Annotated in this window: 17 protein-coding genes; 4 read left to right on the top strand and 13 right to left on the bottom strand. The window is 63.8% G+C overall.

What is annotated here, in order from left to right; genetic code table 11:
- From ACTJJX_RS34215 to ACTJJX_RS34200, 4 genes are all read right to left on the bottom strand, one after another.
- On the bottom strand, positions 1-758 hold a 758-nt coding region (locus ACTJJX_RS34215), incomplete at its 3' end, for a serine hydroxymethyltransferase (protein ID WP_440782056.1).
- A gap of 142 nt (positions 759-900) precedes the next feature.
- Positions 901-3,780 carry an aminomethyl-transferring glycine dehydrogenase gene (gene gcvP / locus ACTJJX_RS34210; RefSeq protein ID WP_003160368.1) on the bottom strand — a complete coding sequence of 960 codons (2,880 nt, stop codon included), beginning with the start codon at positions 3,778-3,780 and terminating at the stop codon, positions 901-903.
- A 10-nt stretch (positions 3,781-3,790) separates the two neighbouring features.
- A complete protein-coding gene (gene gcvH / locus ACTJJX_RS34205) occupies positions 3,791-4,174 on the bottom strand; it encodes a glycine cleavage system protein GcvH (protein WP_003089718.1) in 384 nt (127 codons plus the stop codon).
- Positions 4,175-4,432: 258 nt separating this feature from the next.
- Positions 4,433-5,356 (bottom strand): LysR family transcriptional regulator, encoded by a 924-nt coding sequence (locus ACTJJX_RS34200; RefSeq protein ID WP_016852846.1) that lies wholly within the window; start codon positions 5,354-5,356, stop codon positions 4,433-4,435.
- Positions 5,357-5,478: 122 nt separating this feature from the next.
- On the opposite strand from ACTJJX_RS34200, the gene ACTJJX_RS34195 reads away from it, so the two are divergent.
- Positions 5,479-7,221 carry an amidohydrolase gene (locus ACTJJX_RS34195; protein ID WP_016852845.1) on the top strand — a complete coding sequence of 581 codons (1,743 nt, stop codon included), beginning with the start codon at positions 5,479-5,481 and terminating at the stop codon, positions 7,219-7,221.
- Between the two features lie 7 nt (positions 7,222-7,228).
- On the opposite strand, the gene ACTJJX_RS34190 is transcribed toward ACTJJX_RS34195, so the two are convergent.
- The 3 genes from ACTJJX_RS34190 to ACTJJX_RS34180 all read right to left on the bottom strand — a co-directional run bounded on the left by ACTJJX_RS34190 (position 7,229) and on the right by ACTJJX_RS34180 (position 11,546).
- Positions 7,229-8,764, bottom strand: coding sequence for a sigma-54-dependent transcriptional regulator (locus ACTJJX_RS34190; RefSeq protein ID WP_003105794.1), 1,536 nt, complete (start codon positions 8,762-8,764; stop codon positions 7,229-7,231).
- Positions 8,765-8,845: 81 nt separating this feature from the next.
- Positions 8,846-9,763 (bottom strand): hypothetical protein, encoded by a 918-nt coding sequence (locus ACTJJX_RS34185; RefSeq protein ID WP_003139196.1) that lies wholly within the window; start codon positions 9,761-9,763, stop codon positions 8,846-8,848.
- A 202-nt stretch (positions 9,764-9,965) separates the two neighbouring features.
- Positions 9,966-11,546: an alpha/beta hydrolase gene (locus tag ACTJJX_RS34180; protein ID WP_016852844.1), complete on the bottom strand. Its 1,581-nt coding sequence runs from the start codon at positions 11,544-11,546 to the stop codon at positions 9,966-9,968.
- 156 nt (positions 11,547-11,702) lie between these two features.
- Here ACTJJX_RS34180 and ACTJJX_RS34175 point away from each other — a divergent pair, with 156 nt between their 5' ends.
- From ACTJJX_RS34175 to ACTJJX_RS34165, 3 genes are read left to right on the top strand one after another with little or no spacing between them, the layout of a single operon-like run.
- Positions 11,703-11,924 (top strand): YgdI/YgdR family lipoprotein, encoded by a 222-nt coding sequence (locus ACTJJX_RS34175; protein ID WP_003089729.1) that lies wholly within the window; start codon positions 11,703-11,705, stop codon positions 11,922-11,924.
- A gap of 53 nt (positions 11,925-11,977) precedes the next feature.
- Positions 11,978-12,829 (top strand): class I SAM-dependent methyltransferase, encoded by an 852-nt coding sequence (locus ACTJJX_RS34170; protein ID WP_016852843.1) that lies wholly within the window; start codon positions 11,978-11,980, stop codon positions 12,827-12,829.
- Positions 12,826-13,362, top strand: a complete 537-nt coding sequence (locus tag ACTJJX_RS34165) for a GNAT family N-acetyltransferase (RefSeq protein ID WP_003146784.1) — start codon at positions 12,826-12,828, stop codon at positions 13,360-13,362. Before ACTJJX_RS34170 ends, ACTJJX_RS34165 begins: the two co-directional genes overlap by 4 nt.
- 787 nt (positions 13,363-14,149) lie before the next feature.
- Here ACTJJX_RS34165 and ACTJJX_RS34160 read toward each other — a convergent pair.
- The 6 genes from ACTJJX_RS34160 to ACTJJX_RS34135 all read right to left on the bottom strand — a co-directional run.
- Positions 14,150-14,530 (bottom strand): hypothetical protein, encoded by a 381-nt coding sequence (locus tag ACTJJX_RS34160; protein WP_123789294.1) that lies wholly within the window; start codon positions 14,528-14,530, stop codon positions 14,150-14,152.
- An 8-nt stretch (positions 14,531-14,538) separates the two neighbouring features.
- Positions 14,539-14,808, bottom strand: coding sequence for a hypothetical protein (locus ACTJJX_RS34155; RefSeq protein ID WP_158222002.1), 270 nt, complete (start codon positions 14,806-14,808; stop codon positions 14,539-14,541).
- 300 nt (positions 14,809-15,108) lie between these two features.
- Positions 15,109-15,504 carry a hypothetical protein gene (locus ACTJJX_RS34150; protein ID WP_016852842.1) on the bottom strand — a complete coding sequence of 132 codons (396 nt, stop codon included), beginning with the start codon at positions 15,502-15,504 and terminating at the stop codon, positions 15,109-15,111.
- On the bottom strand, positions 15,504-15,926 hold the full coding sequence (locus ACTJJX_RS34145) for a CdiA family toxin C-terminal domain-containing protein (protein ID WP_123789292.1): 423 nt from the start codon (positions 15,924-15,926) through the stop codon (positions 15,504-15,506). The genes ACTJJX_RS34150 and ACTJJX_RS34145 overlap by 1 nt, the downstream gene beginning before the upstream one ends.
- Before the next feature lie 215 nt (positions 15,927-16,141).
- Positions 16,142-16,543: a DUF6911 family protein gene (locus tag ACTJJX_RS34140; protein ID WP_123789290.1), complete on the bottom strand. Its 402-nt coding sequence runs from the start codon at positions 16,541-16,543 to the stop codon at positions 16,142-16,144.
- Positions 16,540-17,577: cytidine deaminase-like fold-containing protein (locus tag ACTJJX_RS34135; protein ID WP_023124202.1), on the bottom strand; the 1,038-nt coding region annotated here is incomplete at its 5' end. The genes ACTJJX_RS34140 and ACTJJX_RS34135, both read right to left, overlap by 4 nt.

The raw sequence follows: 17,577 nt of genomic DNA, 5'->3' as shown, positions 1-17,577 counted from the left end.
TTGAGCTTCTTCTCGATCTCCTCGTTGGCGCGCGCCAGGATCAGGCCGCCGCGCGGGCCGCGCAGGGTCTTGTGGGTGGTGGTGGTGACCACGTCGGCGAAGGGGATCGGGTTCGGGTAGAGGCCGGCGGCGACCAGCCCGGCGACGTGGGCCATGTCGACGAACAGCAGCGCGCCGACCTTGTCGGCGATGGCGCGGAAGCGCGGGAAGTCGAGGGTCTTGGAGTAGGCGGAGAAGCCGGCGACGATCATCTTCGGCTTATGCTCCACGGCCAGGCGCTCGACTTCGTCGTAGTCGATCAGCCCGGTAGCGGTGTCCAGGCCGTACTGCACGGCGTTGTACAGCTTGCCGGAGGAGGACACCTTGGCGCCGTGGGTGAGATGGCCGCCGTGGGCCAGGCTCATGCCGAGGATGGTGTCGCCGGCGTTGAGCAGCGCCAGGTACACCGCGGCGTTGGCCGAGGAACCGGAGTGCGGCTGGACGTTGGCGTAGTCGGCGCCGAACAGCTGCCTGGCGCGGTCGATGGCCAACTGCTCGACCTTGTCGACGTGTTCGCAGCCGCCGTAGTAGCGCTTGCCCGGATAGCCCTCGGCATACTTGTTGGTCAGGCCGCTGCCCTGCGCCTGCATGACCCGCTTGCTGGCGTAGTTCTCCGAGGCGATCAGTTCGATGTGGTCTTCCTGCCGCCGGTCTTCGGCGTCCATCGCGGCGAGCAGTTCGTCGTCGTAGCCCTGGAGCTGGTCGTGCTTGCTGAACATGGCGCTGGCCTCTTGTCGTGTCGGTGTCAGGACGCTCGCTGGCGCGAGCGTGGCCGCGGCGCCGCTACGCAAGCGCGGCGCCGGGAAAGGGGTATCGCCGGAAACGCGAGGACGCCGCCGCTGGCGGCGCCCTCCTCGTCCGTCACTCCTCGCTGTACGCCTCGATCGGCGGGCAGGAGCAGGTCAGGTTGCGGTCGCCGTAGACGTTGTCGACGCGGCCCACCGGCGGCCAGTACTTGGCCTCCACCAGGCTGGCCAGCGGATAGGCAGCCTGCTCGCGGCTGTAGGCGTGGTTCCATTCGCCGAGCAGTTCGGCGGCGGTGTGCGGCGCGTTCTTCAGCGGGTTGTCTTCCTTGTCCAGCTCGCCGCGTTCCACCGCGCGGATTTCCTCGCGGATGCGGATCATCGCGTCGCAGAAACGATCCAGCTCGGCCTTCGACTCGCTCTCGGTGGGCTCGATCATCAGCGTGCCGGCCACCGGGAAGGACATGGTCGGCGCATGGAAGCCGAAGTCCATCAGGCGCTTGGCCACGTCGTCGACGCTGATCCCGCTGCTGTCCTTGAGCGGACGCAGGTCGAGGATGCATTCGTGGGCGACCAGGCCGTTGCCGCCGGCGTAGAGCACCGGGTAGTGCTCCTCCAGGCGATGGGCGATGTAGTTGGCATTGAGGATGGCCATTTCCGAGGCGCGCTTGAGGCCTTCGCCGCCCATCATGCGGATGTACATCCAGGTGATCGGCAGGATGCTCGCGCTGCCGTACGGCGCCGCGCTCACCGCGCCTTCCTTGCGCTCGCCGCGAGCGTGGCCGGGGAGGAACGGCGCCAGGTGCGCGCGCACGCCGATCGGGCCGACGCCCGGGCCGCCGCCGCCGTGGGGGATGCAGAAGGTCTTGTGCAGGTTCAGGTGGGAAACGTCGCCACCGAACTTGCCCGGGGCGCACAGGCCGACCATGGCGTTCATGTTGGCGCCGTCGATGTACACCTGGCCGCCACAGTCGTGGACGATGGCACAGATCTCGCGGATCGCTTCCTCGAACACGCCGTGGGTGGACGGATAGGTGATCATCAGCGCGGCCAGGCGTTCCTTGTGCTCGCTGGCCTTGTTGCGCAGGTCCTCGACGTCGACGTTGCCGCGCGCGTCGCAGGCCACCACCACCACGCGCATGCCGACCATGCTGGCGGTAGCCGGGTTGGTACCGTGGGCGGAGGACGGGATCAGACAGATGTCGCGCTGGCTGTCGCCGCGGCTCTGGTGGTAGGCACGGATCGCCAGCAGGCCGGCGTACTCGCCCTGGGAGCCGGCGTTGGGCTGCAACGACACGGCGTCGTAGCCGGTGGCGGAACAGAGCATCGCCTCCAGTTCGTCGGTGAGCTGGCGGTAGCCTTCGCTCTGCTCGGCCGGGGCGAACGGGTGCAGGTTGCCGAATTCGGCCCAGGTCACCGGGATCATCTCGCTGGCGGCGTTCAGCTTCATGGTGCAGGAGCCCAGCGGGATCATCGTGCGGTCCAGCGCCAGGTCCTTGTCCGCCAGCTTGCGCAGGTAGCGCATCAGCTCGGTTTCCGAGTGATGGCGGTTGAAGATCGGGTGGCTGAGGATCGCCGACTGGCGCAGCAGCTCGACTGGCAGGCGGTCCCCGCTGCTGGCGGCAAGGGCGGCGAAGTCCGGGAGCGCCTGGCCCTCTTCGGCCAGCAGGCCCCAGAGGGTCTCCACGTCGGCCTGGCGGACGGTCTCGTCGAGCGACAGGCCGAGACGGCCGGCATCGATCTCGCGCAGGTTGATCCCGGCGGCGCGGGCCTTGGCATGGATCGCCGCGGTACGCGCGCCGGTGGCCAGGCTCAGGGTGTCGAAGAAGTGCTTCTGCTCGACGGCCACGCCCAGGCGCTCCAGGCCGGCGGCGAGGATCGCGGTCAGCCGGTGGGTGCGCCGGGCGATGCGCAGCAGGCCCTGCGGGCCGTGGTAGACGGCGAACATGCTGGCGATGTTGGCCAGCAGCACCTGGGCGGTGCAGATGTTGCTGGTGGCCTTCTCGCGGCGGATGTGCTGCTCGCGGGTCTGCATGGCCAGGCGGTAGGCCGGCTTGCCGTGGCGGTCGATGGAGACGCCGACCAGGCGTCCCGGCATGTCCCGCTTGAAGGCGTCGCGGGTGGCGAAATAGGCCGCGTGCGGGCCGCCGAAGCCGAGCGGCACGCCGAAGCGCTGGGCGCTGCCGATGGCTACGTCGGCGCCGAACTCGCCCGGCGGGGTCAGCAGGGTCAGCGCCAGCAGGTCGGCGGCCACCGCGACCAGCGCATCGACCGCATGGAAGCGGCTGACCAGTTCGCGATAGTCGACGATCTCGCCGTCGCAGGTGGGGTATTGCAGCAACGCGCCGAAGTAGGCGGAGAAGTCTTCGATGGCGCTCTCGTCGCCGACCACCACCTCGATGCCCAGCGGCTCGGCACGGGTGCGCAGCACGTCGAGGGTCTGCGGGTGGCAATGGCGGGAGGCGAAGAATGCCTGGCTGGTGCGGTTCTTCGACAGACGCTTGCAGAAGGTCATGGCCTCGGCGGCGGCGGTCGCCTCGTCGAGCATCGAGGCGTTGGCGATCGGCAGGCCGGACAGGTCGCTGACCAGGGTCTGGAAGTTCAGCAGCGCCTCCAGGCGGCCCTGGGAGATTTCCGGCTGGTACGGCGTGTAGGCGGTGTACCAGGCCGGGTTCTCCAGGAGGTTGCGCAGGATCGGTGCCGGGGTGTGGCAGTTGTAGTAGCCCTGGCCGATGAAGGAACGCAACGCGCGATTGCGCGCGGCGATCGCCTTCAGGCTGGCCAGCGCCTCGGCCTCGCCCATGCCGGCCGGCAGGTCGAGCACGCTGCTGCCCTTGATGCTGTCGGGGATCACGTTGCCGATCAGCGCGTCCAGCGAGTCGTAGCCCAGGCGCTGGAGCATGGCCTGGGTGTCGGCGGCACGCGGGCCGATATGGCGGGCGATGAATTCGTCGTCGGTGCCCAGGTCGATGGCGCCGAGGTTCAGGTTATCGGTCATGACGGGATCCTCAGGCGTCGGCGTTGGCGTTCAGCAGGCGGTCGTAGGCGGCCTGGTCGAGCAGCTTTTCCCAGGCGCCGGCGTCGGCCGGACGGAAGCGGAAGAACCAGGCCTCGCCGAGCGGATCCTGGTTGACCAGCTCCGGGGCGTCCGGCAGCGCGTCGTTGATCGCCACCACCTCGCCGTCCAGCGGCATCAGGATGTTGCTGGCGGCCTTGACCGACTCCAGCACCGCCACTTCACTGCCGGCGGCGTGTTCGCCGAGTTCCGGCAACTGCACGAATACCACGTCACCGAGGGCGTCCTGGGCGTAGGCGGTGATGCCGACGGTCAGCAGCCCGTCGTCGTCCTGGCGCAGCCATTCGTGGTCGGTGGTAAAGCGCAACTTGCTCATGCTGGATCCTCATTGTCAGCGGGTCGCCCGGTCGGGACGGGACTTTGTTCTGCGGCTGCCCGTAGCAAGCAGGGTGCCAAGCGGCCCCGGCCCTGTCGCCACGGGGCGTGGCCGGGCGCGGGGGAAACCCGGACAGGGCCGCCATGGAACGCTTTCGTTACAGACCCGCCGGACATTTCCCGAACCAGAGCGCAAACGCCTGACAGCAAAGGTTTTTCCGGCAATCGGAACGAATTCGTTCCACTCGTAACCGAAGCGTTACAGCCGATGGCACAGCCCCTGTCGCTGCAAGCTGGCGCGCAGGTGCTCGAGGAACGCGCGGACCTTCCGCGTGTTGCGCCGGTGCCCCGGATAGAGGACATGGATGGAGGGCCCGAACGGCCCCGGGTCGAAGTGGTAGTCGCCGAGCAGGCGCACCAGCCGCCCTTCGCCGAGCAGCGGCGCGACACTCCACTGCGGACAGAACTGCAGGCCCAGCCCGGCCAGCAGGTGGGCGAGCAGGAAGTCGTAGTTGTCGCTGGCCAGTCGCGGGCGCGGCTGGTCGATACGCTGGCGGGCGCCGTCGCGTTCCATCCACCAGAAGTTCTGGTTCAGCGAAGGGTGCTGGAAGACCAGCCAGGCGTGCCGCTCGAAGTCCTCCGGGTCTTGCGGCGCGGGTTGCCGCGCCAGGTAGGCGGGGCTGGCGCAAAGCACGATCTGGTTCGGCGCCAGCGGCCGCGCCACCAGCCCCGGCAGGTCGATGGGGCCGTCGCGCAGGCCGAGGTCGTAGCCGCCTTCGCTGAGATCGAGGAAGGTTTCGTCGAGGTCCACCCGCAGGCTGATCCGCGGATGCGCCTCGAGGAAGCTGGCGCAGGCCTGCTGGAGGAACGCCGCGGCGAACGACGGCGGCGCGGCGAGGCGCAGTTCGCCGCGCAACTCCGACTCCAGCAGTTCGATCTCCTGCCCCGCCGTGCGCAGCGTTTCCAGGGACTGACGAGCCGCCTCCAGGTAGATCTGCCCGGCCTCGGTCAGCGCCAGGCTGCGGGTGGTGCGCTCGAACAGGCGGGCACCGAGTTCCGCTTCCAGGTGGGCGACGGCCTTGGTCAGCGCCGAGGGCGTCTTGCCCAGGCGCTCGGCGCCACGGCTGAAGCTACCGGTTTCGGCAGTGGCGACGAACATCGCCAGGGCATTCAATTTGTCCATCGACTCCTTCCGTTCCGGCACAAGTGTTGTGCGTCGCGCCCGGTTCTGCCGGGCCGGCGCTTTGGCTAGTCTCGCCTTGCCCGGGCCACGCTACACAAGACCAAGAAGCAAAGGAAACCACCATGAAGCAACGGATTCCCACCCTCCTCGCCGGCGCCTGCCTGGCCATCCCTCTGCACGCCCTCGGCGCCGCCGACCTGCTGGTGGTCAACGCCAGGATCTTCACCGCCAATCCGCAGCAACCCTTCGCCGAGGCCCTGGCGGTGGAGGACGGGCGGATCCTCGCGGTCGGCGACGAGGCCGGGCTGCGCGCCCTGGCCGATGGCGACAGCCAGGTCGTCGATCTCGGCGGCAAGCGCCTGATGCCCGGCCTGATCGACACCCATTCGCACGCGGTGTTCGGCGGCCTGGAGCTGGCCGGCGCGGACATGGGCAACGAACAGGTCGGCCTCGACGAACTGGAACGGCGCCTGCGCGCCTGGCGCGACAACGGCAAGGCGCGACATGGCGACATGCTCAATGTCAGCGGCATGCATACCGCCTACTGGAGCCAGGTCAAGGACTTCCGCGCGCGCTTCGACCACGGCGAATGGGCCGACCAGCCGCTGGCCTTCATCGGCAGCGACCACCACACCGGCTGGGCCAACGCCGCCATGCTGAAACGCGCCGGCATCGACGCCGCGCGGGTCCGCGCCCTGCCCGAGGAACAGCGCAACACCATCGGCCACGACGCCGACGCCACCCCCAACGGCTTCCTCGCCGATGCTGGTCTCGACGCGGTGCTCGCGGTACTGCCGGCGCCGAGCGCGGAACAGATGCTAGAAGCCGGACGCAGCGCGGTGCGCTACAGCAACTCGCTGGGCCTGACCGCATGGATGGACCCGGCCGCCAATGGCTCGCCGGGCGACGCCCTGTTCAGCCTCAGGCCCGACGAGAACACCGTCGGCGTGCTACCGGTCTACCAGCGGCTGGCCAAGGGCGGCGAACTCAGCGCCCACGTCGCCGCCCTCCTGGTCGCCAACCCACGCAGCCGGCCGGCCGACCTCGAGGTGCTGGACAAGGTGCGCCAGCGCTTCCTCGGCAGCCCCAACCTGACCCTGCCGGGAATCAAGGTGTTCGCCGACGGCGTACCGGAATACCCGGCGCAGACCGCCGCGCTCCTCGAGCCCTACCGCAACAGCAGGAAGACGGGCGAACTGCTGATCGACCCGGCGCACTTCGGCGAACTGGTCAGCGCCGCCGACGCCCGCGGCTGGCTGGTCCACGTCCACGCCATCGGCGACCGCGCGGTGCGCGAGGCGCTGAACGGCATGCAGCAGGCGCGGCGCGACCGCGACAGCGGCATCGCCCATTCGATCACCCACCTGCAACTGGTCAATCCCAAGGAATTCGAGCGCTTCAGGCCGCTCGGCGTGATCGCCTCGATGCAGCTGTACTGGGCCGCCGCCGACGAAACCACGGTGGACCTGATGAAGCCCTACATCAGCGCCTTCGCCTACCGCTACCAGTACCCGGCGCACTCCCTGCTGAGCAAGGGCGCGACCATCGCCGGGGCCAGCGACTGGCCGGTGTCCAGCCTGTCGCCGTGGAAGGCCATCCAGCAGGCGGTGACCCGCAAGGGCCCGCAGGGCGTGCTCAATGCCGGCGAACGCCTGGACCGCCAGACCATGTTCTACGCCTACACCCGCGACGCTGCGCGGACCATCGGCCTGGAGCGCCGGATCGGCAGCCTGGAGCCGGGCAAGCAGGCGGACTTCATCGTCCTTGACCGCGACGTGTTCGAGGTGCCGGAGACGCAACTGGGCGAAACCAAAGTGCTGAAGACCTGGTTCGCCGGCAAGCCGGTGTATTCCAGCGAGGGCTGAGCCCGCTTCAGGCGCGCGGACCGATGCCGTACTTGCGCAGGCGGTGGGCGATGGCGGTGTGCGAGGTTTGCAGGCGCGCCGCCAACTGGCGGGTCGATGGATAGCTGACGTAGAGCTTCTCCAGCAGGGCTTTCTCGAAGCCCTCCACCGCCTCCTCCAGGCTGCCCACCTCGCCGTCGTTCTGCCGCGCCACGGCGGTGCCGGCGATCTCCAGGTCGCCGATATCCACCAGGCTGCTCTCGCAGATCGCAGCGGCGCGGAAGATCACGTTCTGCAACTGGCGCACGTTGCCCGGCCAGCGGTTGCTCAGCAGCGCCGGGTAGGTGCCCGGCGCCAGCCGACACACCGGGCGCTGGATCTGCGCACAGGCCTGCTGCATGAAGTGCCGCGCCAGCAGCAGGATGTCGTGGCCGCGCTCTCGCAACGGCGGGACTTCCAGGCTGAGCACGTTGAGGCGGTAGAACAGGTCCTCGCGGAAGCTGCCCTCGGCGACCATCTTCTCCAGGTTGCGGTGGGTGGCGCTGAGGATCCGCACGTCGACCCTCACCTCGCGGTCGCCGCCGACCCGGCGGAAGCTGCCGTCGCTGAGGAAGCGCAGCAGCTTGGCTTGCAGATAGGGGGACATCTCGCCGATCTCGTCGAGGAACACCGTGCCCTGGTGGGCCAGCTCCAGCAGGCCTGGCTTGCCGCCGCGCTGGGCGCCGGTGAAGGCGCCGGGGGCGTAGCCGAACAGCTCGCTTTCGGCCAGGTTCTCCGGCAACGCCGCGCAGTTCAGCGCCAGGAACGGCGAGTTGTGCCGCGCACTCAGGGCATGGCAGCCGCGCGCCACCAGTTCCTTGCCGGTACCGGTCTCGCCGTGGATCAGCAGCGGCGCGTCGAGCGCCGCCACGCGCTGCGCACGGGTCTTCAGGGTGCGGATCGGCTGGGAATCGCCGAGGAGCATCTCGAACCCCTCGGCATGGTCATGGTGCAAGGCCGCCAGGCGCTCGCCGATGCGGTTCGGTTCGTAGAGGGTCAACAGGCCGCCGGCCAGGTGCCGCTCGCCCTCGCCCGGCCCTTCGGTGATCGGCGTGGCATCGAGCAGCAGGGCCTGGCCCATGAAGGTCACTTCGCGCAGCGGCAGGCGGAAGCCCTGCTCGACCAGCGCATCCTCCAGGGTTTCATCGTCGAACAGGCTGGCCAGCCTCTCGCCGGCCGGGTCGCGTCCGCAGCGCTCGCTGAAGGCCGGGTTGGCCAGCAGCACCAGGCCCTTGCCGTCCACCGCCAGCACCGGATCGGCCATCGCCGCCAGCAACGCATCGAGCTGCAAGCGGCGGCGCTGGCCGGGAAGGATGTCGACCACGGTCATCGCCTGCACGCCACGGATGCCCAGCAGCGCTGCGCGCAGTTCCTCCAGCACTTCGGGACTGAGGGTCGGCGCGTCGATGTAGACGTTCGGCGGCACCATTTCCACCGCATCCAGGTTCAGGTTGCGCCCGCCCAGCAGCGCCAGCACCTCCTGGGTGATGCCGACACGGTCGATGAAGGAGACGTGGATGCGCATGCGGGAACCTGGACTGCGGCGACGCTCGCCATAAAGCCGTCGATTGTACGGCCTGGCGCCGCCCAGCCCAAGGGGCCGGCGTCAGGGTACGGGGCGCAGCGTCTCGCTGCGGGTGTGGTGGCTCCAGTCGCCCTCGTCGTCCATCACGGTTTCGGTCACCAGCACTCGGCCCGGCTGCTGCGGGTCGGCCTTGTACAGCACCAGCTCGGCCTCGGCATCGTCCCAGGTGGTGGAGATGTCCGGCAGCACCCGCACCCACTGGCCGTCGCGGATTTCCAGCAGCGACGACTTGGTCCAGGTGCTGGTCCACCAGGTACGCAGCAGTTGCAGGCGCTCGCGGCCGCTGTCGTCGAGGCCGCCGAGGACGCTGAGCACCGCGCCGGTGCAACTGCCCAGCGGCTTGGGCGGGACGCGCGCGTCGGCGCTCCAGAGGTCGCAGCGGCAATCCTCGTATTCGTCGCACAAGGCGGCGCTGTTCGGCGCGTGGGCCACTACCCAGGCGAAGTCCGCCTCGGTACCGGCGAAGCGGCCGCGAGCCAGCGGGGTGTACCGCGGGTCGACGGCGTAGCGGGTGATCTCGTCGCTCTCGCCGACGAAGCGCCAGGTATCGCCAGGCCCGGCGCGCTCGGCCAGGAGCAGCCCCGGATAGTTGCGCAGGCGTCCGTCGAGGCGTACCTGCTTGACGAAGCGCACCTCGTAGCGGCCTTCCTGGTCGCCCGGCACGATCTGCGGCGCAGCGACGATGCGCTGCTCGAAGTCGGGATGGCGGGCGAAGAAGGCCTGCTTGGCGGAGAGGGTGCGCTCGCGCGTTTGCGCGCGGCCATAGTAGTCCAGGCGCGGCGCATAGACCCCTTCCAGGGCCTTGCCGCTGCGTTGCCCGTGGGCGGCCTGCCAGCGCTGGAACAGGCCGAGGATTTCGCTTTCGGCGGCAGCCTGGACCAGCGCTGGGTACAGGCAGAAGAGCGCGGCGCAGAATACCGGGCGCAAGAGTCGGCGCATCGAGAACATCCTTGTCGTTCGATTGAGGCGAACGCCGATTGTCCCCTATCCGCCGACGCTGGCAAATGGCCCTGGACGATTTTTTCCGATTCCGCAACGCGGTGGGCATTGCGGACACGCTCCGGACAGCCTTCCCCCACCTCCAGGCCGCGGCACGGCGGATAACCGCAAGCGGCTATCCGCCCCACGCCAGCCAGCCGGCTCAATGCGCCGGCAACAAGGCCTGCAACCCTTCGGCAAGCTCCAGGCTCCACGCCGCGTAGTCGTGACCGCCGGGGAACTCACGGTAGTGCAGCGGGTAGCCCTTGCCTTGCAGCGCCGCGCGCAGGCTGCGGTTGCTGCCGAGAATGCCGTCCGCCTCGGGCTCCTCGAGCAGGCCGGAACTGAGGAAGAACGCCAGCGGCAAACGCTCGCCAGCGGCGAACTGCCGTACCAGCCACTGCGGCTGCTGCTCGTCCGGCCCCCACCAGAACGAGCCGGACAGGCTCAGCACCTTGCCGAAGCGTTCCGGATAACGGTAGGCGATGCAGCCCGAGGCCAGCCCGCCGTAGCTGGAACCGGAAAGCACGCGATCGGCAGGCTCCTCGCTCAATGCATAGCGCTGCTGCAACCAGGGCAGCAACTCGTGGGCGAGCATGTCGGCGAAGGCCTCGTTGCAGGGCAGCTCGCGGCCCCGGCTGCTGGCGTCGACATTGCCGACAATCACCGCCAGGGTCGGGCGGATACGCCCGGCGGCGATCAGGTTGTCGAGGATGGTCGGGGTCGGTACGTCGCGCGCGTAGTGGTCCTCGTCGAACAGCACCAGCAGCGGATAGCGCTGGCCCTCGGGATCGTAGCCCGGCGGCGTGTAGAACGTCAGCTGGCGCTGGTTGGCCAGGGCCTGGCTGGTATAGCCGAGGCGCTCCACCTTGCCGCGCGGCACGTCCTTGCGCGGCTGGTCCCAGGTCTCGGCAGGGGCGCCGCCGAGCTGCACCAGCGAGGCCTGCTCGGCCCGCGGCAGCGCGCGGCTGTTGAGCCACGGCGTACGGCTCAGCGGGTCCGGCCGCGCCGCCGCCTGCAACGCCAGGCGCAAGGTGCCGCGATCGGCCTGTTGCAGGTCCGGCAGGTCGGCGCTGAGCTGGTAGGAAACCCGCGCGTCGCGGCGCAGCGGCAGACTCAGGTAGCGCACGTCGCTGCCGGCCAGGGCCTCGAAGCGGCGGGTGTTGACCTCCGGGGTCGGCCACAGCAGGCGCACGTCGCCGGGACGCTGCTGGCGCCAGAGGAAGGTGACCAGCACACGTTCGGCATCCAGCGGCTCCACCAGCGGCGTGCCCTGCTTCGCTACCTGCTTCCAGAACGCCTTCAGCGCGCCGGGGCGCTTTTCCGCAAGCTCCGCCTGCAGGCGTTGCAGGGTCGGGCTCTGCGGCGCCGGCGAATCAAGCGCCGGGGTCTGCGGGGTGAGGCGCTGGGTGGGGATCAGGGTCAGTGCGGTGTCTTCGTCGGCGCTGAAGGTCAGGCGCAGGCCCTGGCGCTCGCCGGCCTGCAGGCCGAGCGACTGGCGTCCGGCCAGCTCCGTCGCGCGCAACGCCTTGCCGTCGGGCGTGGTGGCGCGCAGGCGGACGCGGCCGCGGTCGACCTCCAGGTCGAGCAACTGCAACTCGCCGGGGGCAAGGTCGAGGTAGCGCTGGCGGCTCTCGCCGGCAGCGATCTCGATGCGGCCATCGGCCAGCGGCACGGGCTGGGCGGCCTGGGCCGGGGTCAGCAGGTTGAGGAAAAGCAACAACGAGGTGGAAACGGCAGACATGGAATCTCCCTTCGAATAGGCGCCGCCATCCGGGCGGCTCACCGGAAGAGACGTACGATCACAGCGGAAATTTGCCGCTGTGATCCAGGCTAGAGCGGTTGCGCCGCGACTGGAGTAGAATCCGCCGCCTCGAAAACCGTCCGAAGGAAAATTCCGATGACCTCCCGTCTGCTGCCCGCCCTGTTGCTCTCGTCTGCATTCGCCGTCCTGGCCGGCTGCTCCACCCCGACCATCGTCACCCTCAACGATGGCCGCGAGATCCAGGCGGTGGATACCCCGCGCTATGATCGTAGTTCCGGCTTCTACGAACTGGAGCAACTGGACGGCAAGCGCACCCGCGTCAACAAGGACCAGGTGCGCAGCATCAAGGACATGTAATCCCCCGGACCCGCCATCCGCGCGGTGGCGCACTCCAGGGAAGGAGTCGAACCATGCGATCCGACCTGCACGAGGCCAACCGGCTGTCGTGGAACGCCGCCACCCGGGCGCACAACAGCCACAAGGCCGACCAGGCCGCCTTCTTCCGCAACGGCGGTTCCACGCTCTATCCCGAGGAACTGCAACTGCTCGGCCATCTCGACGGCCTGCGCCTGCTGCATCTGCAATGCAACGCCGGACAGGACAGCCTGAGCCTGGCGCGCCTTGGCGCCCGCGTCACCGGGGTCTACATCGCCGACAGCGCCATCGACTTCGCCCGCCAGCTGTCCCGCGACAGCGGCATCGCCGCCGACTTCCAGCGCGACGACATCCTCCGCTGGCTGCCCGTCGCCGCCACCCGCGGCGAACGCTTCGAACGGGTCTTCGCCTCCTACGGCACGCTGGTCTGGCTCTCCGACCTCAAGCGCTGGGCCGACGGCATCGCCCAGGTACTGGTTCCCGGCGGGCGCTTCGTCCTGGTGGAGTTCCACCCTTTCGCCCTGTACTTCGACCCACACTGGCAACCGGCCTACGACTACTTCAGCCGCGAGCCGATCGCCGAGAGCGGCGTCAGCGACTATGTCGCCGAGTCCGGCGCCAGCCTGGCGCCCTCCGGCTACCGCGCCGGCGTCGAGAACTTCAGCAACCCTCATCCCAGCTACGAGTTCCAGTGGGGCCTGGCCGATGTGATCGGCGCCCTGCTCGGCGCCGGCCTGCAACTCGAACGGCTGGAGGAATACCCCTACGCCAACGGCTGGGCCGGCTTCGACGGCATGCGCGACGGCGGCGGCGGACGCATGCTGCCGCCCGCCGATCGTCCGCGCCTGCCGCTGATGTACGGCCTCAGCGCAAGGAAACCACGATGACCGAAGAACGCCTGCTGCGCCGCGACGAAATCCCCCTGGTCTGGGAGATCGACCGCAGCGAAGTGATCGAACACCTGTATTCCGTCGAGGCCGGCCAACTGGTGCTGCGCCCCGAGTTCTACGACATGCGCGGCTGGCCGGAGGGCGAGGCCGAGCATTACACGCCGATCCTGCTCGACTGCTTCGACCGCGGCGGCTGGTTCCTCGGCCTGTTCGACCAGGGCCGCCTGATCGGCGCGGTAGTCCTCGACCCGCGCCGCCTCGGCCCCGAGCGCGACTGGCTGCAACTGAAGTTCCTCCACCTCAGCCACGCCTACCGCCGCCGCGGCCTCGGCGCCCACCTCTTCCACCTCGCCGCCACCCAGGCCCGCCACCTCGGCGCCAGCGCGCTCTACGTTTCGGCTACGCCGTCGCAGAACACGGTGGATTTTTATATGAGACTCGGATGCCGGCTGTGCATGGAACCGGATGAGGAGTTGTATCGGTTGGAGCCGGAGGATGTTCATCTTGTTTATCAGATACTAAACGCATAACCCTGAGAAATTATTTCGAACCATGCAATTCAAACTGAAAACCTTGCAACTCCTTGCATTCCTATCTATCTCTCAAGCCGCAACGGCGGAAATTTACTGGTATGGTGTTGGCACTGAAGACAAAAAAAATAAAAACCCCTAGCGAACTATGTAATTACTATGCAGAACAGCGCAAAAGGGATTCTTATGAAAGGCCTGGGGCCGGTGGCCAGATAGCAATTACGTAAATCAGGACAAAATACGTCTCAAGTAAAACTCGCGACTGCAGATTTGACTATATATACATTAGCGGCCCATCTGCAGGAACTGAGAATTACGGAAAATTACGTCTCTATAGAAGAGGGGATTGCTCACCATTAGATACGTACTCACATGCAACCGGAGCGAAAAAAGGGGACATATTTATTTTTCCTACTCTAATTTTGACTAGTGTTTATATCTCTCATTCCCACTGTATACCACTGCCGATCTTACTCACACTGAACCACGTGAAGCGGATAGTTCAGTAAAACCACTCGCCTCTGCCTAGGCCTCGCGGAGCCTCCTTACGGCGTCTGCACTGGAGCCTCCCTGCTCAGAGAATTAGAGTAGGGAAAATAAATCTGTCCCCTTTATGCCCATCTGGGCTGCTCCTTGGGCTCGGTGTGTGTTCGCAACTATCACCGTAGACCAAGAGCAGCCTTTCTTTTCTGAACCAGTCGCTTAGCGCTTAAGTAAGTGCCATTCAAATCTGACCCCTTTATTCGCTTTGGGGAACTGCAGTTGCTTTTGGCCCTTTTGCAGCCATTCAATCGATCATACTTCTCTTAAAAGACAACCCATCAGAATCCCTAATAGCGTAAATACTTTCATATTGAAACGATAAGACAAAGCCAAATTCAATATTCAATGATAACTCCTGAAGAAATAACTTTATATCAACCCAACTTTCAGAAAGATTACTTCCTCGACAATGAAACGCCCCTCTCAAACCAACTTTCCAGCTCATGGAGCATCCTTCAGCCACGACCCCCTCAGGCTGCTCCAAACTACGAACCGAAAACTGACAACCTGAACTCTCGAAATTTGCGTCCAATCTAGTATCGCCCAGACTGCTGCTCTCCCCCAAAGACGACAGAGTGCTAGCTATACTCTCCAGAGTCGCTCCAACTTGAATTTCAAGCGCCATTGTTATGCTCATCGCCCAACCTCAATAACCTTAAACTGACCGTCTTTCAGAAGATACAAATTCTTCAAACCATCGACTGGCTTAACGCTCAGTGCATTTTCTATCTGCTTGAAGGTCAATGGGGAATCAGCCAAATTCACTACAATATTCTGAGCCTGCTTCTCGACTTTTTCAGTCACAGTCATTAGCACTGAAACCGGACTATTGGCTCTGGACGAGAATACATCTGCAAACTCTCCATTTATCTTAAGGTCGGGGTTAGCTGAATTTTTCTTTATATTTGGTAACTGCTCAACGTCATACCCAGCCCGATCGGAAAAGGGGACAGATTTATTTTCCCTATTCTAGTTCTGGCTAGTGCTTACTCCTCATCCCCACTATATAATACCACTGCCGATCTTACCCATACTGAACCACGTGAAGCGGATAGTTCAGTAAAACCTCTCGCATCTGCCTAGGCATAGTGGAGTCTCCTTACGGTGTCTGCACTGGAGCCTCCCTGCTCAGAGAATTAGAGCAGGGAAAATAAATCTACCCCTTTATTCGCCCCTTTACTCGAGTGAAATAAGAACCCCCGGCTAGACCGGGAATCTCTTTGAGTAACGCTCCTCCAATTTTTTAGCCGAACTTAGAACACTATCCCTCTCCTCGGGGAAGAAATCAGAATAAACATCGGCTGCAATCTTCATCAAAAAAACATAGTCGAGCAGTGGAATACTTGAGGTCTCCACTTCCCCCAAAAAGAAACTGACCTCATTAAACTCTTCAGGATCATCCCAGTCCTGATCAAGAGAGTAGAAATGTCCCTCACCCACAGAGAAGCCAACCCCCTTCGAAGCCTCATTTATAAACGCAGGGAAGTTAGTCCTCTTCCTCGTTATAGATGCCTCTATTAGCTCGTATAGGTCTTCATAGTCCAGACCAGTGGAAGCGAATGATTCCTTGAGCTTTTCAAGCCAAGACAAACAAGCCATCATTTTATCCTCGGAGGCATAGCGATGAAGGAATTTGTTATTTCGCCAGTCTTGCTGTTACGTGTCACCTGGAAGTAATAGCCATCAACCTTGATACTAGTTTCCCTCAAGGCCGGATTGGCTTTGAATACAGATTCCGCCTGGACTGCCGCACGACTAGACATATCAGCCACTTTACTATCTGGCAGAATTTTGGGGTCGTAAGTCGTTTTCGTGGATACAGACTTATACCCACCAATAAATTCGCCCTTAGTGTTAGTTCTAGGCAACTGATAGCTGTACTCAACAATCCCAGGGAAACGAGCATCTGTGATTTTATTGGAAACCTTCGCACCGGTTATTTCAACCGACTCTAAGGAAAAAGGGGACAGATTTATTTTTACTACTATAATTTCAGCAACCGCCCACGCCAAACCACTCAAAGCGAATAACTCGCTAAACCAATCGTCCTTACCTAGGGCATCGCGGAGCCTCCTTACGGTGTCTGCACTGGAGCCTCTCTGCTCAGAGAATTAGAGTAGGGAAAATAAATCTGTCCCCTTTATGGTCTTTCGCTCTCTTCGAGCAACAATAATGTCAGATCAAGTCATAGCTATCATTTTATGGTCTTGGCTGGAGTTTTTATTAAGAAAAAATCTTAATTGAGAAGCTCCTTACTGACGTCACCTGTTAGGAAGAATTCTTCAAATATATTTTTCAGTATAGAAAATTCATCGCATATCAAGACGCCATCCCAAACATCCCCCAACACTTCGAAGGGTATGCCTTGCAGCTTTAAATTTCTATAAGATCGAACAATATAGTCCACCCCATCGTCTTCCCCCAAAGAGACGACATACTTTCCGCCTTCAGACTGTACTTGTAGCGACTGCGGCCCCACAGCCGTCTTGGAAATAAGTTCAAGAGTGACCGAACCTTTACCTTCTCTGATTAGCTCTAGACAAGAGAGGACATCATCCCAAGAGGGAAATCTATTCCTTCCCCCCTTAGCTTGAGCACCCACGCCAAAAACCCAAGACAGCGAGAAAGCAGCCATCATTCAAGCTCCCTCAAAGACCGCATACCAGGCTTCCAATATAGAGTTTTTCCTGTAGTCACTTCGTTTATCTGTAGAGAGTTCAAACCAGCCTTTTCTGCCGCTGCCGCGATATCACCACGGCAATAGCTGCAAACAGCTTTACCTTCAACCTTCAAGGCCATATCTGCACCAGTGGTTTTCCCTGCATTATATGCTTGCTGAATAACTCCAATTTCGGCATGAGCATCCGCCATATTTCCATTCGGGTGAGGTTTTCCATTAACCGCAATCTTTGCATCCACTCGGTCCGCAATCAAAGTCGGCTGATTGGGATTCGCTTGAGCGGCAGGCCTGGCAGTTTGGTTAACGTCGGTAAATACAGAGTTACCAATACGCCCTTCGGCAGTTACAGTGGGAGTAGTCCCTTTTGCACCCCCACCCAGCCGACCCAAGTCCCCCACTGCCCCGAGCTGCGAACTCATACTACCGGAAACAGGTGACTCCGCAATCGCGTTGACCAGGTTCTTGGCTGCTGTTGGCAGCTTGGCGGTTATCTGCGCGCCACCTTTCACTGCCGTCAGAACGCCAACAAGTTCCGCAGCGAACCTACCGCCCTCGACACCAGCTGTGACCGAACCTTGCCAGCCGGCATCCTCGTATGCCTGGGTCAAGAATGCGGCGCGCTCTTCCAGCCCCTTCAGGTAGTTATCGCCAAACTGCTGCCGAAACTCTGGCGAAGTGGCCAACTGCTCCAGAGCTGCATAGGTTTCCCTCCAGTTCTTGACCAGCTCATAAACACCCACTGCGGTTTCAGCTGTCGAAAGACCAATGCCTCCTCCAACACCTACGACGATACCGACATCCTGCTGGGCCGAAATAATTGCCCATTTGGCTTCTATTCCGGTTTTGCAGAGCGGTTTGTCCTTGCAGCCATCGACCTCCTGCCGCTTCTTCTCCTCCTGCCAATGACTGAGGTAGTTGTGTTGGGTGGCATTCCCCGCCACCCAGGCTCCCGTCTGCAAGCTCTTGGCGTCCGCATCGCCCTGCGTCGAAGC

It is taken from the genome of Pseudomonas sp. 22490 (assembly GCF_052044465.1).
Taxonomy (GTDB): domain Bacteria; phylum Pseudomonadota; class Gammaproteobacteria; order Pseudomonadales; family Pseudomonadaceae; genus Pseudomonas; species Pseudomonas aeruginosa.
This window is presented reverse-complemented; position numbering and strand designations above follow the sequence as displayed.

Bases quoted from the DNA above. Each gene is read 5' to 3' on its own strand.
- gcvP (WP_003160368.1), bottom strand. From the start codon at position 3,780: ATGACCGATAACCTGAACCTCGGCGCCATCGACCTGGGCACCGACGAC.
- gcvH (WP_003089718.1), bottom strand. From the start codon at position 4,174: ATGAGCAAGTTGCGCTTTACCACCGACCACGAATGGCTGCGCCAGGAC.
- ACTJJX_RS34200 (WP_016852846.1), bottom strand. From the start codon at position 5,356: ATGGACAAATTGAATGCCCTGGCGATGTTCGTCGCCACTGCCGAAACC.
- ACTJJX_RS34195 (WP_016852845.1), top strand. From the start codon at position 5,479: ATGAAGCAACGGATTCCCACCCTCCTCGCCGGCGCCTGCCTGGCCATC.
- ACTJJX_RS34190 (WP_003105794.1), bottom strand. From the start codon at position 8,764: ATGCGCATCCACGTCTCCTTCATCGACCGTGTCGGCATCACCCAGGAG.
- ACTJJX_RS34185 (WP_003139196.1), bottom strand. From the start codon at position 9,763: ATGCGCCGACTCTTGCGCCCGGTATTCTGCGCCGCGCTCTTCTGCCTG.
- ACTJJX_RS34180 (WP_016852844.1), bottom strand. From the start codon at position 11,546: ATGTCTGCCGTTTCCACCTCGTTGTTGCTTTTCCTCAACCTGCTGACC.
- ACTJJX_RS34175 (WP_003089729.1), top strand. From the start codon at position 11,703: ATGACCTCCCGTCTGCTGCCCGCCCTGTTGCTCTCGTCTGCATTCGCC.
- ACTJJX_RS34170 (WP_016852843.1), top strand. From the start codon at position 11,978: ATGCGATCCGACCTGCACGAGGCCAACCGGCTGTCGTGGAACGCCGCC.
- ACTJJX_RS34165 (WP_003146784.1), top strand. From the start codon at position 12,826: ATGACCGAAGAACGCCTGCTGCGCCGCGACGAAATCCCCCTGGTCTGG.
- ACTJJX_RS34160 (WP_123789294.1), bottom strand. From the start codon at position 14,530: ATGGCGCTTGAAATTCAAGTTGGAGCGACTCTGGAGAGTATAGCTAGC.
- ACTJJX_RS34150 (WP_016852842.1), bottom strand. From the start codon at position 15,504: ATGGCTTGTTTGTCTTGGCTTGAAAAGCTCAAGGAATCATTCGCTTCC.
- ACTJJX_RS34140 (WP_123789290.1), bottom strand. From the start codon at position 16,543: ATGATGGCTGCTTTCTCGCTGTCTTGGGTTTTTGGCGTGGGTGCTCAA.